Here is a 17,215-nt window from a genome sequence, read left to right on the forward strand (position 1 = left end):
CCTTCGAGATGCCGCCGATGCGCGTCGCGCTTTCCGTGTTGCTGCTGGCTTCGGCGCTGAGTGCCTGCGCCCCGGCCCCGGTTTCCACCGCCAACTCCACCGAGGCACCTGCGCCGGCCAAGGGAATCGCGTGGCGCCAGGGTGACGTCGATGATGCCTTCGCCGAAGCCGCAGACAGCGGTAAGCCGGTACTGCTGTACTGGGGCGCGGTCTGGTGCCCGCCGTGCAACCAGCTCAAGGCCGGCCTGTTCAAGGACCCGGCCTTCATCGCCTTGACCGGCAAGTTCGTGCCGGTCTACCTGGATGGCGACGAGGAAGGTGCGCAGGCCTGGGGCGAACGCTTCGGGGTGCGCGGCTACCCGACCCTGATCGTGCTGGACCCACAGCGCAATGAACTTACACGCGTGGCCGGTGGCAACGACGCCGCCGAACTGACCCGGGCATTGACCGTCGCCGCCGGGCGCCGCAGTGCAATCGCTGCCACTCTGGCCACCGCCCTGGCCACGCCGGAGAAGTTGGCTGCAGAAGACTGGCAGGTACTGGGCGACTACGGCTGGGAAGTCGACGCCAACCGTCTGGCTGGCGGGCGCAGGGGCCAGGATGTACTGCGCCAGCTGTCCAAGGCCGCACCCGACGCAGCGCTGCAACGCCGCTTCGCCCTGCTGGCCTTGGCCACCGCCGACACGCCCGCCAGCTCGCCTACCGAAGTACGCGAGCTGCTGCAGGCCGTGCTGGCGCAGCCGGCCGAAGTCCGCCGCAACCGTGAGTTGCTGGGCTATGCAGGCGCACAGTTGGTCCAGCAGGCCAGCGCCGGCCCGGCCACCCGCAACACGCTGGGGCAGCAGCTGCTGGTCGCGCTGGAGCGCGCAGATGCCGAGCGCGGCGACCGCGCCGACGACGCATTGTCGCGCGCACTGACGGAAGTATCGCTGGCCCGCCAGCAGCAGCAGAAGGGCGCACTGCCCGCGCCGCTGGTTGATCGGGTCAAGCAGCGCGTGGCCGCGGCCGATGCCACCGCCACTGATGCGCATGCACGCCAGGCCACGATCAGCAGCGCGGTCTACGCACTGCGCCAGGTCGGTGACGACGCCGGTGCCGAGGCGTTGTTGCTGGCGGAGCTGAAGCGCAGCGAGCAGCCCTACTACTACATGCCCGAGCTGGCCGAACTGGCCGAGCAGCGCGGCGACACTGCCGGTGCGCTGGAGTGGTTGAAGCGTGCCTACGACGGTGCGCAGGGCCCGGCCACCCGCGTGCAATGGGGCGTGCTGTACGTGGAAGGGTTGCTGAAGCTGGCGCCGAACGACGCGCCGCGCATCGAGCAGGCCACCGCCTCGCTGATCGCCGAACTGGAGGCGCAGCCGTCGGGTTACCACCAGCGCACCCGCCAGCGTTTCGAGCGCCTGGCCGGGCAGCTGAAGGCGTGGAGCGGGAAGCACCAGGGTGCCGAGACGCTGGCGCGATTGCAGCAGAGGATGCAGCAGGCGTGCGGTGAACAGGTGGATGGCGCGTGCAAGGACTGGTTGAGTTGAGTTGATGAAAACGCGGGCGGCTGGTTCGCCTGCCGGCGCCTTTGTTGATGCCGGTTGTGGCCGGGGGAGGGGCTGGCCGGGACACGCCGTAAACCCATCCTTGGGGGCTCGATGGCGCCATCCATGGCGCCAACGGTCCCGGCCAGCCCCTCCCCCCGCCACCGGACGGTTTCCTGCGAGCGCGGGCAGCACTTCAGCGCGCCGGTGAGGTTCGAAAAGCGGGTTCTGGTAGTGCCGGCCGCTGGCCGGCAACCCGACCTTGCCAGCATGCCGGCCAGCGGCCGGCACTACCATTCCGCTCGTGCTGTCCTGCAGGAAGAATCAAAGCGATGAACGCGCACGCACCTCAATCCCGCCCCTTGACCTCAACCAATGTTGAGGTGCGATAACGATCTCCCCACGGCCAGCCCCCTGGCCTTCCCACGGAGATTGCTTCGATGTCGTACTCGCTTCCCCCGCTCCCCTACGCCTACGACGCCCTTGAGCCGCATTTCGATGCGCGCACGATGGAGATCCACCACAGCAAGCACCACCAGACCTACGTCAACAATCTCAACGCCGCCATCGAGCAGGCCGGCATCGCCGAGCAGCCGGTCGAGGCGCTGATCGCCAACCTCGATGCCGTGCCCGAGGCCCAGCGTGGCGCGGTCCGCAACAACGGCGGCGGCCACGCCAACCACAGCCTGTTCTGGACCGTGCTCAGCACCACCGGTGGTGCACCCGATGACGAACTGGCCGCCGCCATCGACCGTGACCTCGGCGGTTTCGATGCCTTCAAGGAGGCCTTCACCAAGGCCGCGCAGACCCGCTTCGGCAGTGGCTGGGCCTGGCTGACCAGCGATCGCGATGGTCGCCTGCAGGTGGAAAGCAGCGCCAACCAGGACAGCCCGCTGATGGGTGCAGCCGTAGGCCTGTCCGGCCACACCCCGATCCTCGCACTGGATGTCTGGGAACACGCCTACTACCTGCACTACCAGAACCGCCGCCCGGACTACATCGGCGCCTTCTTCAACATCATCAACTGGGCCGAAGTCGGCCGGCGCTCCCACCAGGCCCGGGCCTCATGAGCGGCGAGACACTGCCCTACGCCGGGCCGTGGGCCGGGGTGTTCCCCGCCCCGGCCCCGGTGCCATCGGTCGAGATGCCGCCGCGTGCCCTGCGGCGGCTGCTCGGCCATTTCCCGACCGGCGTGGCCATCGTCTGCGCGCGCGATGCACAGGGCAAGCCGGTCGGCCTGACCATCAACTCGTTCGTGCCGGTCTCACTGCAGCCACCGTTGGTGCTGTGGAACCTGGCGTTGCACGCACAGAGCCTGTCCACCTTCCAGCGCGCCACGCGCTTTGCGCTCAGCGTGCTGGCGGCCGACCAGGAAGCGCTGGCCCGGCGCTTCGCCGATCCGCAGGTCCGCAACCGCTTCGACGGCCTGGCATTGCTGGATGACGACGAGGACGCCCCACCCCGCATCACCGGTGCGGTCGCCCATCTCACCTGTACCCGCCACGCGCAGTGGCCGGTGGGCGATCACCTGCTGCTGGCCGGCCGCATCATCGAAGTGCACGAGAACGGCGGCGCGCCACTGCTGTTCCATCGCGGCCGCTTCCAGCCCGGCCCGGCCGAGCTGCTGGCGGAGGTACGCGGATGAACATCGAAGCTCTGGAATGCATGCTTGCCGCCGGCAAGGACGGCGCGCTGCTGCGCTTCGGCCTGGGCAAGGGCTGGCTGGATGCCGGCAACCCGGTACGCGCGGCAACCCACCTGGGCCGTTGCGTGGTGCTTGATCCGCAGTACTCGGCGGCCTGGAAGCTGCTGGGCAAAGCCTGGCTGGCCAGTGGCCAGCCACAGGCGGCCCGTGAGGCGTGGCAGCGCGGCTTGAGCGTGGCCGGCAGCAAGGGCGACCAGCAGGCACGCAAGGAAATGCAGGTGTTCCTGCGCCGCCTGGACCGCGAACAGGCGGCCCTGGCGAAGGCGGGCTGAGTCGATCAGCCCGCGTTGGCCGATGCCGGTGCGGACATGATGTCCGGCATCGGCAGGCGGCGCGGCTTGCTCGGGAACGCGTGGCGCAGGATGCGCCAGACCACCTGGCCGAACTGGCGCGGCAGCGAGCCGTTGTTGTAGTGCTGGCCGTAGCGGCGGCAGATGTCCTTCACTTCCTTGGCGATGGCCGCGTAGCGGTTGGCCGGCAGATCCGGGTAGAAGTGGTGCTCGATCTGGTGGCTGAGGTTGCCCGACAGCACGTTGATCAGGAAGCCGCCGCTGATGTTGGACGAACCGCGCAGCTGGCGCAGGTACCAGTGGCCGCGCGACTCATTGCGCAGGCACTCCTTGGGGAAGGTTTCCGATTCGGCGGTGAAGTGCCCGCAGAAGATGATCACGTAGGTCCAGATGTTGCGCAGGCCGTTGGCGACCAGGTTGCCCAGCATCACGGTGAGGAAGAACGGACCCGCCAGCAGCGGGAAGAACACGTAGTCCTTCAGCACCTGGCGCAGCATCTTGCGCGCCACCGGGCGGGTCTGCAGCCACATCGCACGGGCACTCATGCGGCCCTTCAGCCAGCGGCCAAGGCGAAGGTCCTGCGCCGCCACACCCCACTGGAACAGCAGTGCGAAGATCGGCGCGATGATCGGCTGCAGCAGGTAGAACGGCTTCCAGCGCTGTTCGGGGAAGATGCGCAGCAGGCCATAGCCGATGTCATCGTCCATGCCACGCACATTGGTGTAGGTGTGGTGGCGGAAATTGTGGGTCTTGCGCCAGTTGTCGGCGGTGGCAACGATGTCCCACTCGTAGGTGTTGCCATTGAGCTTGGGATCACCGGTCCAGTCGAACTGGCCGTGCATCACGTTGTGGCCCAGCTCCATGTTCTCCAGGATCTTCGACAGCGCCAGCAGCAGCGTGCCGGTGATCGCGGCCGGCCACAGCAGCGGCATCCAGAACAGCGGCGAAAACGCTGCCAGGAACAGCAGGCCACGGCCACCCACGCCGAACCAGCGCACGGCGGCGGCCACGCGGCGGATGTAGCGGGTATCGGAGGCGCCGAGGCTGCCGATCACACGGTCGCGGATCGCGTCGAGTTCCTCGCCGAAGGCATGCATCTCGGCAGTACTCAGGGCACGGTCGGTGGCGCGGGTCATGGCAGGCGTCCTCAGAGATCCAGGGTCAGGTCGGTGGTCGGTGCGCTCACGCAGATCCGCACCGGCTGTGCCGATTCGGACTGCAGGTCGCCGGTGCGCAGGTGGCGGGTGGCGCCACTGACACGGTCACAGCTGCAGGTATTGCAGATGCCCATGCGGCAGCCATGCTTGGGCTTGATGCCATGGGCTTCGAGGCTTTCCAGCAACGAGCGGCCGCGCGGCACGCTCAGCTGGCGGCCACTGCGGGCAAGGGTCAGCGACACTTCGCCTTCGCTGCTGGCGTCACGCAACGGCGCTGGCGGAGTGAACGCTTCCGCCTGGAAACCCGCAACCTGGTGCGCCAGGCGTTCGCGCGCAGCGGCAACGAATCCATCCGGGCCACAGGCCAGCACGTGGCGCTGCGCCAACGGGGTGTCATCGCCGGCGACCTGCAGATCGTGAGTATCGATGCGTGCGGCAGGCACATCACCCTCGCGGGTGGTCAGCAGGTGCACACGCAGGTTCGGCTGGCGCGCGGCCAGCGCCTGCAGCTCATCACGGAACTGCAGCTGGGCGGCACTGCGCTCCCAGTAGAACAGGTCCACCGGCGCGGCCAGCGGGCGCTGGCAGGCGTCGCGCAGCAGGCTGCGCATCGGCGTGATGCCACTACCGGCCGCCAGCAGCAATACCGGAGCCGCGGCCGGCAACTGGAATTCTCCGAACGCAGCCTCCAGGCGGAACAGCTCACCCGGTTGTGCGTGGTTGACCAGATGCTGGCTGACCCGGCCGCCGTCGACCGCCTTGACGGTGATCGCCAGTTCGCGCGGTCCCAGCGCGGTGGGGCTGTAGCTGCGCTGCCACAGGCGTCCTTCAATCTCCACGCCGAGGGTGACGTGCTGGCCCGCGCGCATGCCGGCCCAGTGCCGGTTGGTGCGCAGGACCAGGGTCGCCGCGCCCTCGCCGGCCGGCTCGCGCCGGACCAGGCGGGCCACCGGCTCGCGCAGGGTCCACAGGGGATTGAGCTGGCCCGCCCAGAAATCGAACAGCGACGGCGAGACCCAGCGGTACGGAGAGAACAGGGATGGACGGACGACAGCGCTCATGGGCGCACTATACGGGCGCACATACACCTGTGTATACATGTGTATATTGAACCGGATTGGGTATGATTCAGCCTCGCCCCACCGGAACCGTCATGGCCGCCGCCACCGTCTTGTCGACGCCTGAAGATGCCAACAGCCCGGCCCGCCGTACGGTGAGCCGCGAAGATCTGCTGGCCGCCGCCCTGAAGCTGATCGGGCCGCACCGCAGTCTGTCGACGCTCAGCCTGCGCGAAGTGGCACGCGAGGCCGGCATCGCGCCGAACAGCTTCTACCGGCAGTTCCGCGACATGGACGAACTGGCCGTAGCGCTGATCGACGCAGCCGGCCGCTCGCTGCGCACCATCATCGGCGAGGCCCGCCAGCGCGCCACCTCCACCGCCACCAGCGTGGTGCGGGTTTCGGTGGAGACCTTCATGGAACAGCTGCGCGCCGACGACAAGCTGCTGCACGTGCTGTTGCGCGAAGGCGCGGTCGGCTCGGACGACTTCAAGCACGCAGTCGAGCGCGAGCTGCATTATTTCGAGGAAGAGCTGCAGCACGACCTGGTGCGCCTGGCCGCACTGGATGGCGCGGTGCTGCACGCTCCGGAACTGGTAGCCAAGGCCATCACCCGGCTGGTGTTCGCGATGGGCGCCACCGCCATGGACCTGCCTCCGGAGAAGGATCCGGAGCTGGTCGAACAGATCTCCACGATGATCCGCATGATCATCGTCGGCGCCCGCACGCCCGCCGCATTCCGCCGCGGCTGACGATCGCGCCCTGGGGTCGGATCCCTTTCCAAAGGAAAGGGCTCTGACCCCAACCTCACTGCCCACACGGCAACTCCATCCTCCGGACATGACCACCGGCAGGTTTGTGGTTGTTTTATGTAATGTTATAACACTCCCGTGATCTGACCCGGCCGGCGCTCCACTCGGAATTGCTGCGGCTTCGTTATATAGCACTTGCTATATTGATAAGCCGCTGCTTCCATATGCATCAGCCAGGTCGCCCTCGCCGCCTTTCTTCCCCCAAGGACGACGCCCTCATGCCCGTTGCCACGCCCCTCTTCCATCGGCTGCCCCTGGCCGCCGCCATTGCCCTGGCCCTGCCGCTGCCTGCACTGGCTGACACTCCGAAACCGACCGAACTGGACCGTGTGCAGGTCAAGGTCAGCACCGCCACGCGCAGTGAACGCCTGCTGTCGGACGTGCCGATCCGCACGGAAGTGCTGCGCAAGGAAGACATCGCGCTGCGCGCGGCCACCGACTTCTCGCGCGCCGCCGAGCTGATCAACGGCCTGCGCGTGGAGAGCAACTGCCAGAACTGCAACACCAGCGAAGTACAGCTGCTGGGCCTGCCCGGCGCCTACAACCAGCTGCTGTTCGATGGCATCCCGCTGCTGTCCACGCTGGGCAGCGTGTACGGCCTGGAACAGATCCCGGCCGGGTTCGTCGACCGCATCGAAGTGGTCAAGGGCGGTGGCTCGGCGCTGTATGGCCCGGGTGCGGTTGCCGGTGTGATCAACCTGATTCCGCCGCTGCCGGCGCGCAGTGGTGGCCATGTGCAGGCCGGCGTGGATGTGCTGGAGGGTACACCTCAGAAGAACGCCGACGTTCGACTGGACCTGGTCGCCAAGGACGCAGACGCCGGTCTGTCGGTGATTGCCCAGCGCAACTGGAACAGTGGCATCGACTACAACGGTGACGGCTACACCGAGATCACCCGCAAGAACCTCAAGGTCGGCGGGCTGCAGGCCTGGTACGCGCCCACGCCGGGCACGCGGCTGCGCCTGGACCTGCAGGTGACCGATGAAACCCGCCGCGGCGGCAATCGCCTGGACCAGCCAGAGTACCTGGCCAACATCGCCGAATCGCTGGATACGAAATACCGCCGCGGCAGTGTGTCGTGGGACCAGGAGATCACCGCCGACGTCGATTTCCGCCTGGCCTACGCCTTCGCCGACATCGACCGCGACAGCTTCTACGGCGGCCTGGGCGACGTGGTCACCGCCCCCTCGGCGCCCGGCCATGACCCGTTGCAGCTTGACCGCAACCTGGCCGGCAGCGCGGCCTCGCGTTCGTGGCGCCAGTACGGCCGCACCCACAACCCGCTGCACTACATCGACAGCCAGTTGAACTGGCGGCTGGGCGCGCATGCACTGGCCTTCGGTGTGCAGTACAAGCACGAGGCGCTGCGCGACGACAACCGTACCGGTGACGGGCAGCGTCTTGCGGTACTGGAGGATGCGACCTTCCACAACCTGGGCGCCTTCATCCAGGACGAGTGGAGCCTGCGCGACAACGTCGACCTGGTGCTGGGCGCACGCGTGGACAAGAGCTCGGAACTGGACAACGCGGTGTTCTCACCACGCATCGCGCTGGCCTGGCAGGCCACGCCGAACCTGAAGTGGCGCGCCGGTATTGCCACCGGCTTCCGTGCGCCGGAAATCTTCGTCGAGGATGTGCACGTCGATACGCTGGGCGGCGAACAGGTGCGCGTGCGCAACACGGACGGTCTGAAAGAGGAACGCGCGTTGACCACCCTGTTCGGCTTCGACTGGCGTTCGGACCCGGCCAATCCGGTGTGGAGCTGGGATGCCACCGCCTCCTATGCACGCATCCGCGACACCTTCGCGCTGGGCGAGATCCAGCGCGGCGATGACGGCCAGCTGAGCCAGCTGCGCTACAACGCCTCCGGCTCCAACGTGCTGGGTGCGGAAACCAACCTCGGCTGGCAACCCTCGCCGCAGTGGCGCCTGACCGCAGGTGCCTCATGGTACCGCTCGCGCTTCCGCGAGCCGCAACGCATCTTCGACGACAGTGGCGACGGTGGCGACGGTGGCGACACCGTGATCGAAAGCCGCGATTACCTGAAGACACCCCGCTGGACCGGTCTGGCGCAGCTCAGCTGGATGCCGGCCGAACCGTGGGAAACCTTCGTCGCGCTGCGCCATACCGGGCCGATGTCGGTGCTGAACAACCGGCTGGGCGAGCTGCACCGCACACGTTCGTTCCTGGTCACCGACCTTGGTGCGCGCTGGCACCGGCATCTGGGCGCACAGGCGCAGCAGGAAGTGTCGGTAGCTGCGGGCGTCAAGAACGTATTCGACCAGCGCCAGAAAGACCTGGAATTGGGCGCGCTGCGGGACAGCGACTATGTCTACGGGCCGCGCTTCGCGCGCTCGTGGTACGTCAACCTGCGCTATGCGTTCTGAAGCTCTGCGAGCGTTGTTGCTGGCCTGTGCCGTGCTGCTGGCCGCACCGGCGATGGCTGCGGACCTGCACGCGCAGGTTTCGGCCTCGCTGATGCGGCCGGAGCAGCGATCGCTACGGCCGATGCAGTGGTCGTCGCCGCCGAAACTGGTGGCGCTGTACTTCGGCGCCGACTGGTGTGCACCGTGCCATGCCTTCGTACCCACGCTGCGCAGCGTGCGTGATGCCCTGCGCCAAGCCGGCGCCGATACCGAAGTGGTGTACGTCAGCCAGGATGAGAGCGAGAGCGCGCTTCGCCGCTACATGCACGCGCAGGACATGCCGTGGCCGGTACTGGACCCACGACGTGCCGCGCGCATGCCGGCACTGCAGGCATTGGCCGGATTGGCACCACCGAACCTGGTGCTGATCGATGCGGATGGGAAGGTGCTGGCCAACGGATGGCAGGGCCGGCGCTATGAAGGCCTGCAGCCGGTGTTGAAGGAATGGACGAAACGCGCGTGCGCGCAGCAGCAGGCGCGCTGCCCGCCTGGATTGTAGATCCACGCCATACGTGGATGCTCCCTGTCATCGCGCGAACAGCAGCCGAGCATGGCTCGGCTCTACAGGAAACGTGGCTCAGCCGCCCTCGGCCCTGCGCACGAATGCCTCGAACAGAGCCAGTGTCTGTTCGCTGACATGGTGCTCGATGCCCTCCGCATCGCGCCGCGCGGTATCCGCGTCCACCCCCAGCGCCAGCAGGAAACGCTCCACGGTCTGGTGGCGCTGGCGGCTGGCATGGGCCAGCGCCTCACCTTCCGGGGTCAGGAACACGCCACGGTACGGCCGCTGCACCACCCAACCATCACGGGCCAAGCGCCGCAGCATCTTCGCCACCGTAGGCTGGGCCACGCCCAGACGCGTCGCGATGTCGACCTGGCGGGCCTCGCCGCCGTCGGCCAGCAGGTCCGAGATCAGCTCGACATAGTCCTCCACCAGCTCCATCCGGTGCGCCTCGCGCACTTGCCGGAAGCTCTCGACCTGGCGCTCGGCCTCGATCAAGGGGGTGCTTTTCAGCGATGTCGAATCGTCGGTCTTGCCCACGCCTGCGCCTGTCCTTCCGGTGCAATCCGGTGTTGAACCTGAATTCTGGACCAGTCACACGATAAAGACGATTGTTTCACATTGCTAATGACTATAGCAGGAGCTATATTCGGACCCATGAACACCCTGGCGCCCCACGACCCTTCGGCCTCCACTCCGGCCAGCCTGGGTGCGCTCAACGCCTCGGTCGCGGTGCCCGACAAGGGCCATTGGTGGTTCCGCCTGCTGGCCTTCCTTGGCCCGGGCTACATGATCTCGGTCGGCTACATGGACCCTGGCAACTGGGCCACCGACCTCGCCGGCGGTTCGCGCTTCGGCTACCTGCTGCTGTCGGTCATCCTCATTTCCAACCTGATGGCGGTGATCCTGCAGGCGCTGTCGGCGCGGCTCGGCATCGCCACCGGCATGGACCTGGCGCAGGCCTGCCGCGCGCGCTACCCCAAGCCGGTGAACCTGGCGCTGTGGGCGCTGTGCGAGGCGGCGATCATCGCCTGCGACCTGGCCGAGGTGATCGGCACCGCGATCGCGCTGAAGCTGCTGTTCGACCTGCCACTGCTGTGGGGCGCGGTGATCACTGCGCTGGATACGCTGCTGGTCCTGCTGCTGATGAACCGCGGCTTCCGTGCGCTGGAAGCCTTCGTGATCGCGCTGCTGATGGTGATCTTCGCCTGCTTCATGGTGCAGATCGCGATGGCTGCGCCGCCAGTGATGGCGGTGCTGGGCGGCTTCATTCCGCGCGCGCAGGTGGTGACCGATCCGCACGCGCTGTACATCGCGATCAGCATCATCGGTGCCACGGTGATGCCGCACAATCTCTACCTGCATTCGTCCATCGTGCAGACCCGCGCCTACCCGCGTACCAATGAAGGCCGCCGCAGTGCGCTGCGCTGGGCGGTTACCGACAGCACTCTCGCGTTGACACTCGCATTGTTCATCAACGCCAGCATCCTGATCCTGGCGGCGGCGGTGTTCCATGCCAATGGTCGTTTCGACGTGGAAGACATCGAGCAGGCGCACCAGCTGCTGGCGCCGATGCTGGGCGTAGGCGCGGCGGCGACGTTGTTTGCGATCGCGTTGCTGGCCTCCGGCCTGAACTCGACGGTGACCGCGACGCTGGCCGGCCAGATCGTGATGGAAGGTTTCCTGCACCTGCGAATGCCGCCGTGGCTGCGACGGCTGATCACCCGCGCACTGGCGATCATTCCGGTGGTGGTGGTGATCCTGCTGTTCGGCGACCAGGGCGCGGTGAAGCTGCTGGTGCTGAGCCAGGTGGTGCTGTCAATGCAGCTGCCGTTCGCGATCATCCCGCTGGTACGGATCGTGACCGACAAGGTGACGATGGGGGCGCTGGTGGCACCGCGCTGGCTGGGCGCGATCGCCTGGGTGATCGCGCTGGTGATCGTGGTGTTGAACGTGAAGCTGCTGGTGGATACCTTCAGCGGCGCCTGACGCCAAACCACGGACCCTGCCCCGGTAGATCCACGCCATGCGTGGATGGCTTCTCGCATCGCGCGGAGAGCAGCCGAGCATGGGCTCGGCTCTTGTGTCTCGGATGGTGCCCTGATCAGGCACAATTCCCCGGTGACCCGGGAGGCTCCGATGACGCTGCCTCGGCTCTTAAGCCTTTGAGCTTGCAAAGTAGATTCAGCGCGTCGGCGGCCTGACACCGCCTTGGAACTTGAACGGTATCTTAGGCCCACCCTTGGGTGAGAGCCTGTACTCACAAGGGCAAGTCTGGCGGCTTCCGATCACGATCGTAAGTTCAAGCTGGAGCGAAATCATGCAATTTATCGGCATCGACGCTGCCAAGGCGACCTTTGATATCGCCTTGCCGCTGCCTGATGGCAAATATCGAACCAAGGCCAAACTCCCCAATTCAGCCAAGGGCTTTAATGAGCTTCTTGCTTGGCGCGCCAAGCATGCGCCGAACGCGGCGGTAGGCATGGAGGCCACCGGTATCTACCACGAAGCTTTGGCGCGAACCTTGGTGGAAGCAGGGGTGGTGGTTCATGTGGCCAATCCCGCCCGGGTAAAGGCGTTTGGACAGGCGGAGGGCATCCGGACCAAGACGGACCGCAGCGATGCCAAGCTGATTGCCCGGTTCTTTGAGGCGCAGCGCTCGGAGAAGTTGCATCCCTACGTTCCGCCGACCCCCTCGGAGGTGAAACTGCGTGCCTTGGTACGGCGTCGAGATGACCTCCAGGAAATGCTGCAGATGGAGCGCAATCGCCTGGACGTTGCCGACATCTCGGTCCAGCAAGGGATCAAGGATGTGATCCAGACGCTGGAGGAGCAGATCAAGCAGGTCCAGAAGGCGATTGAGGACCATATCGATAACGATCCGGACCTGCGCCAGCGTCATCACCTGCTTACCAGCATTCCCGGTGTAGGCAACACCAGCAGTGCCCAGCTGCTGGCCATGCTGGGGGATCTAAGCAAATACAGCGACGTGCGCCAGGTGGTTGCCCACGCAGGCCTGAATCCGGCCCAGCGTCAATCAGGAAACTACGAAGGCAAATCCCACATATCACGCGTGGGCGACGCCAATTTCCGCAAAAAGCTGTACATGCCGGCGTTGACCGGGAAGACCTACAACCCCAGGCTGAAGTCCTTTGCAGACCGGCTCAGCGCGAAAGGGAAGCCCTTCAAGGTCGTCATGTGTGCGGTGATGCGCAAGCTCATCCATCTGGTTTGGGGCGTACTGAAAAGCGGCCGCCCATTTGAGCCTGACGGCGCCCTTGCCTAGGCAAGGGCAACACGGTATCTACAAATGCAACGCGATCGCGGCTTCGATCTGCTGCGGCGACTGGAACCCGGCCAGGCGCGTGCGTTCGTTACCATCACGGAACAGGGACAGCGTCGGCGTCTGCCGCAGCCCCAGTTCCCTGAAGAACGCCTCACCCAGCACTTCCAGCTGCACGCGAAGCAAGGTGGTGCCCTGCCCCGCCACGCTGTTGGCCACGCGGTGCAGCGACACTTCCAGCATCCGGCACCCGGGGCACTGGTCCTTGTGGAAATCCACCAGCACCCGCGGGTGCTCGGCCAGCAGCTGCTGGAACTGCTCAGGCGTGGTGGCGTCGATGATCTGCATCGTGGTTGCTCCAGTAGTGGGCCAGGACCGCATCGGTCCAGGCGTCGATGGCTTCGGCATGACGCTCGCCATGCGGCATCTGTTCGATCTCCAGCGGCGGGTAGTCGCTGCGGAAATAGCGGATCAGCCGGTGCACGGCACCACAGTAGTACTCCTGCCCCCACTGCGTTTCGCCGGTGCCGAACACCGCCAGCTGGCGTGGCTGCTGACCGCGCTCGGCAATGCCAGCCACCCACGCCTTCATCTCCGCTGGCGTGCGCCCGGCGTTGTCGGTCCAGCAGCCCAGCAGCACCAGGTCGGCCTCGCCGGCAGCCAGCGGCGGCGCCTGCCGCAGGTCGTCGGCCTCCTGCCAGTGCACCGCATGACCTGCGGCGCGGCAGCGCTCGGCGATCTGCCGGCCGAGCTCGCGGGTGTTGCCGCTCAAGGAGGCGACCACCATCAGGATGCTCAGCGCGGTGCCGGGCTCAGAGGTCGTCGAAGCCGTTGTCGACGTTGGTCTTCTTGTAACTTGCATTGCGCATCTCGAAGAAGTCGGTCTTGGTCTCGGTGAAGTTGTCGGCGTAGGCCCTGATCCAAGGCATCACGTTGTCGGTGGTGTCGCTGTACAGGCGCTCGATGCCGAGCATGCCGGCCATCTTGTTGGCGCGGTACTTCACGTAGCGCACCATCTCGTCCACGTCGATGCCATCGATGCCATCCAGCACCTCCGACGACCACTGCGTCTCAAGCTCGATGGCATGTTCGAATGACTGGTGCACATAGGCGGTCAACTCATTGGTCTGCAGCTCGGGGTTTTCGCCGATGATGGCGCGGATCAGCTCGCTGATGAATTTGGTATGGGCCAGCTCGTCGCGATTGATGAAGCTGATGATCTTGCCGGTGCCGTTCATGCGGTTCTGCCGCACCATGTTGTAGAAGTACGCGAACCCGGAATAGAAATTGATGCCCTCCAGGATCGAGGACTGGATCAACGACTTGAGCAGGGTCTCGGCGGTCTTCTCGCGCATGAAGTCGTCGTACGCACCCATGATCGGGGCATTGCGCTTGATGATGGTCGGGTGGGTGCGGGCGATCTCGAAGATCCGGTTCTGGTTCGGCAGGTCGGTGATCGAGGCCAGCACGTAACTGTAGCTCTCGTTGTGGATCACTTCCTGCTGGCCGATGATGGCTGCGTTCGCATGCGCGGCCGGGTCGGTGATGTACTCGGCCACGTTGTAGATGAAGCGCGTCTGCGGTGAATCCAGCGTGGCCAGCAGGCCGATGATCGAGTCGTAGGCATTCTTTTCGCGCGCGTTGAGCTCGCCGTACTGGCGGGCATCCAGCTTCATGTCGACCTCATCGGGAATCCAGAAGTTGGTCGACAGCTCCTTGTAGGCCCGATAGAACGACGGGTACGGGATATCGTTCCAGTTGAGGATGCCGCTGGTCTGGCCGTTGATGATGCCGGTGCTGCGGTTGGGATGGCGCGGTTCGAGGATCTTGATGCGGTCGAGGGGGGTTGCCATGGGCTTCTGCCTTCGTTCTCTTTCTATCGTGTTGCCGGCCAGCGGCCGGCACTACCGTGGGTCGCCGGTGGTCAGCTGGCGCACCACTCGCATTCGCTGATGTCGATGTCGTTGGAGCGCACGTAATAGGTGGTCTTCAGGCCTTCGCGCCAGGCGCTCAGGTGCAGCTCCAGCAGCGTGCTCGCACGGATGGTGCTGGGCACGTACAGGTTGAAACTGATCGACTGGTCGACATGCCGCTGGCGGCGCGCGTTCTGGCGCACGCTGGCGAACTGGTCGACCTTGTAGGCGCCCTTCTCGTAGTACGGCCAGGTCTCCAGCGACAGTCCCGGTGCTGCCACCGGCCGCCGGAAGTCCTTCTTCTCCTCGTAGTAGAACGCGCTGTAGATCGGGTCGATCGATGCGGTGGAACCGGCAATCTGCGCGGTGCTCATGTTCGGCGCGACGGCCAGCAACCAGCCGTTGCGCAGGCCATGCGTGGCGACCTCGCGGGCCAGGCTGTCCCAGGCCGCGCCGCTGTAGCCGCGGTCACTGAAATAGCGTCCGTTGTGCCAATCGCTGCCGGCGAACATCGGATAGCTGCCCTTCTCCTGCGCCAGTTGCGCGCTGGCCTGGATGGTCAGGAAGTTGATGCGTTCGTAGAGATGGTCGGCCAATACTTCGGCATCCGGAGATTCCCACTGGATCGCCTGCTGCGCCAGCAGGTGGTGCCAACCGAACGTGCCCAGGCCGATGGCGCGGTACTTGCGGTTGGTGATCGTGGCCTGCGGCACCGGCAACGCGTTGAGGTCGATCACGTTGTCGAGCATGCGCACCTGGATCGGGATCAGGCGCTCCAGCACATCGGTGGCCAGCAGGTCATCAGGTGCACTGATCGCCCGGCCGAGGTTGATCGAGGAGAGGTTGCAGACCACGAAGTCACCGGCACGGCGCGTGGTGACGATCTGGTCGCCGCTGACGATCTCCTGGATCATCCGCGTCGGGCTCATGTTCTGCAGGATCTCGGTGCACAGGTTGCTGGAATAGATCATGCCCGCGTGCTTGTTCGGGTTCCTGCGATTGACCTCGTCGCGGTAGAACAGGAACGGGTTGCCGGTTTCCAGCTGGCTGAGCATGATCCGCTTGAACAGATCGATGGCCTTCACCGTTCGGCGGCTGATGCGCTCATCGGCCACCAGCTCGGCATAGCGGTCGCGGAAGCTGCCCGAACCGCGCTTCTCATCGTAGAAGTCCTGCAGGTACCAGCCCTTGGCCTGCTTCACCTCGTGCGGGTCGAACAGGTACCAGTCGGCGCGGCGCTCGACCGCTTCCATGAACAGGTCGGGTACGCACACCGAGGTGAACACATCGTGCGCGCGCAGGCGCTGGTCGCCGTTGTTGAGGCGCAGGTCCATGAAGGCTTCGATGTCGCGATGCCAGATGTCCAGGTACACCGCCACTGCGCCCTTGCGCTGGCCAAGCTGATCAACCGACACCGCCGTGTTGTTGAGCTGCTTGATCCACGGCACCACGCCGCCGGAGGAGTTGGCCACGCCACGGATCGGTGCGCCGCTGCTGCGCACGTAGCCCAGGTAGGCACCGACGCCGCCGCCGTGCTTGGACACGCGCGCGATATCGGTGTTGGAGTCATAGATGCCCTGCAGGCTGTCGTCCACCGTGTCGATGAAGCAGCTGGACAGCTGGCCGCCCACCTTGCCGGCATTTGCCAGCGTCGGCGTGGCCACGGTCATGTACAGGTTGGACAGCGCCCAGTACGCCTCGCCAACCAGCTGCATGCGGCGTTCGCGCGGCTTTTCCTCCTGCATCAGGTACAGCGCAATGGTCAGCCAGCGCTCCTGCGGCAGTTCATAGACCTCGCGGCTGCGGTCGCTGGCCAGATAGCGCGTGGCCAGCAGGTACAGGCCGTTGTAGGCGAACAGGCGGTCGCGTTCCGGATCGATCATCTCACCGGCCTGCTGCAGCTCTTCCTTGGAATAGCAGCGCAGGATGTCGTTGCTGTAGATACCACGATCGGCGAGGCTTTCCTGCAGGCCCACGTAGGAGCCGTACTTCAGGCTGACATCGTAGAAGCGGTTGCGGCTGGCACGCTTGTACAGGCGGCGCAGGTAGATGCGCGCGGCGAACTGTTCCCACTCGGGCGCGACCAGGTCCACCCGCGATTCGGCCTCGCGGATCAGCAAATCGACCAGGTCGTCGGCGCTGATACTGGGCTTGCGCTCGACCATCGCCTGCACCACGCGGCGGTAGTCGCTCACATCCAGCTGCGGGAACTCGGCATGCACCGCGTCGATGCTGCGTTGCAGGCGCTCGGCGTCGAACGGCAGGCGGCGGTTGCCGGCCTCCTTGGTGATCCAGGTCGGCACGCGCTCGCCACCAGCGCGCAAAGCGTCGCCAGCGCCGGCCGGATCGGCCACGCGGAAGGTACTGTCGGTCATGGTGGTGAAACTCCAGGCTCGCACGCGCATTGGCGGTCGATGCCATGGCGGCCCTGGACGCGATACCGGCGCACGGGGCGAACGGGTGGATTGCCAGGGTGCGGGAACGTAGGTCGTCGGCATCTGCCTGCGCCTGCGGCCGGTATCCGGGCCGTGGGGGGCGACCTG

Annotated in this window: 16 protein-coding genes; 9 read left to right on the forward strand and 7 right to left on the reverse strand. The window is 65.9% G+C overall.

What is annotated here, in order from left to right; translation table 11 throughout:
- The first annotated feature begins 8 nt into the window (after nt 1–8).
- From ACSYHF_RS11610 to ACSYHF_RS11625, 4 genes are all read left to right on the forward strand, one after another.
- On the forward strand, nt 9–1,529 hold the full coding sequence (locus tag ACSYHF_RS11610) for a thioredoxin family protein (protein ID WP_447575674.1): 1,521 nt from the start codon (nt 9–11) through the stop codon (nt 1,527–1,529).
- Nucleotides 1,530–1,966: 437 nt separating this feature from the next.
- Nucleotides 1,967–2,596 (forward strand): superoxide dismutase, encoded by a 630-nt coding sequence (locus ACSYHF_RS11615; RefSeq protein WP_447575675.1) that lies wholly within the window; start codon nt 1,967–1,969, stop codon nt 2,594–2,596.
- On the forward strand, nt 2,593–3,171 hold the full coding sequence (locus ACSYHF_RS11620) for a flavin reductase family protein (RefSeq protein ID WP_053498541.1): 579 nt from the start codon (nt 2,593–2,595) through the stop codon (nt 3,169–3,171). The genes ACSYHF_RS11615 and ACSYHF_RS11620 overlap by 4 nt, the downstream gene beginning before the upstream one ends.
- Complete coding sequence (locus ACSYHF_RS11625) at nt 3,168–3,503, forward strand: tetratricopeptide repeat protein (protein WP_053498539.1); 336 nt, start codon at nt 3,168–3,170, stop codon at nt 3,501–3,503. The genes ACSYHF_RS11620 and ACSYHF_RS11625 overlap by 4 nt, the downstream gene beginning before the upstream one ends.
- A gap of 5 nt (nt 3,504–3,508) precedes the next feature.
- Here the strand turns inward: ACSYHF_RS11625 and ACSYHF_RS11630 are convergent, their stop codons facing one another.
- Together ACSYHF_RS11630 and ACSYHF_RS11635 are read right to left on the reverse strand one after the other, a co-directional pair.
- Nucleotides 3,509–4,657 (reverse strand): fatty acid desaturase family protein, encoded by a 1,149-nt coding sequence (locus ACSYHF_RS11630; protein ID WP_005416924.1) that lies wholly within the window; start codon nt 4,655–4,657, stop codon nt 3,509–3,511.
- An 11-nt stretch (nt 4,658–4,668) separates the two neighbouring features.
- Nucleotides 4,669–5,739, reverse strand: a complete 1,071-nt coding sequence (locus ACSYHF_RS11635; RefSeq protein ID WP_262233549.1) for a ferredoxin reductase — start codon at nt 5,737–5,739, stop codon at nt 4,669–4,671.
- A gap of 92 nt (nt 5,740–5,831) precedes the next feature.
- Here ACSYHF_RS11635 and fabR point away from each other — a divergent pair, with 92 nt between their 5' ends.
- From fabR to ACSYHF_RS11650, 3 genes are all read left to right on the forward strand, one after another.
- Entirely contained in the window at nt 5,832–6,488 is a 657-nt protein-coding gene (gene fabR, locus ACSYHF_RS11640) for an HTH-type transcriptional repressor FabR (RefSeq protein ID WP_005416927.1), read from the forward strand.
- Nucleotides 6,489–6,766: 278 nt separating this feature from the next.
- A complete protein-coding gene (locus ACSYHF_RS11645) occupies nt 6,767–8,935 on the forward strand; it encodes a TonB-dependent receptor plug domain-containing protein (RefSeq protein ID WP_447575676.1) in 2,169 nt (722 codons plus the stop codon).
- A complete protein-coding gene (locus tag ACSYHF_RS11650) occupies nt 8,925–9,473 on the forward strand; it encodes a thioredoxin-like domain-containing protein (protein WP_329845644.1) in 549 nt (182 codons plus the stop codon). The genes ACSYHF_RS11645 and ACSYHF_RS11650 overlap by 11 nt, the downstream gene beginning before the upstream one ends.
- A 78-nt stretch (nt 9,474–9,551) precedes the next feature.
- On the opposite strand, the gene mntR is transcribed toward ACSYHF_RS11650, so the two are convergent.
- Entirely contained in the window at nt 9,552–10,016 is a 465-nt protein-coding gene (gene mntR, locus ACSYHF_RS11655) for a manganese-binding transcriptional regulator MntR (protein WP_005416934.1), read from the reverse strand.
- Between the two features lie 117 nt (nt 10,017–10,133).
- Here mntR and ACSYHF_RS11660 point away from each other — a divergent pair, with 117 nt between their 5' ends.
- On the forward strand, nt 10,134–11,465 hold the full coding sequence (locus ACSYHF_RS11660) for an Nramp family divalent metal transporter (protein WP_447575677.1): 1,332 nt from the start codon (nt 10,134–10,136) through the stop codon (nt 11,463–11,465).
- A 331-nt stretch (nt 11,466–11,796) separates the two neighbouring features.
- Entirely contained in the window at nt 11,797–12,762 is a 966-nt protein-coding gene (locus ACSYHF_RS11665) for an IS110 family transposase (RefSeq protein ID WP_253137552.1), read from the forward strand.
- Nucleotides 12,763–12,780: 18 nt separating this feature from the next.
- On the opposite strand, the gene ACSYHF_RS11670 is transcribed toward ACSYHF_RS11665, so the two are convergent.
- The 4 genes from ACSYHF_RS11670 to ACSYHF_RS11685 all read right to left on the reverse strand — a co-directional run bounded on the left by ACSYHF_RS11670 (nt 12,781) and on the right by ACSYHF_RS11685 (nt 17,047).
- The gene (locus ACSYHF_RS11670) at nt 12,781–13,107 is read right to left on the reverse strand and encodes a thioredoxin family protein (RefSeq protein ID WP_005416939.1); all 327 of its coding nucleotides are present in this window, start codon (nt 13,105–13,107) and stop codon (nt 12,781–12,783) included.
- Entirely contained in the window at nt 13,079–13,546 is a 468-nt protein-coding gene (locus tag ACSYHF_RS11675) for a flavodoxin (RefSeq protein ID WP_080375118.1), read from the reverse strand. Before ACSYHF_RS11675 ends, ACSYHF_RS11670 begins: the two co-directional genes overlap by 29 nt.
- Before the next feature lie 25 nt (nt 13,547–13,571).
- Nucleotides 13,572–14,612: a ribonucleotide-diphosphate reductase subunit beta gene (locus ACSYHF_RS11680; RefSeq protein WP_111128003.1), complete on the reverse strand. Its 1,041-nt coding sequence runs from the start codon at nt 14,610–14,612 to the stop codon at nt 13,572–13,574.
- Between the two features lie 71 nt (nt 14,613–14,683).
- Nucleotides 14,684–17,047, reverse strand: a complete 2,364-nt coding sequence (locus ACSYHF_RS11685; RefSeq protein WP_111128011.1) for a ribonucleoside-diphosphate reductase subunit alpha — start codon at nt 17,045–17,047, stop codon at nt 14,684–14,686.
- Between the last annotated feature and the right edge of the window lie 168 nt (nt 17,048–17,215).

It is taken from the genome of Stenotrophomonas maltophilia group sp. P373 (assembly GCF_053295075.1).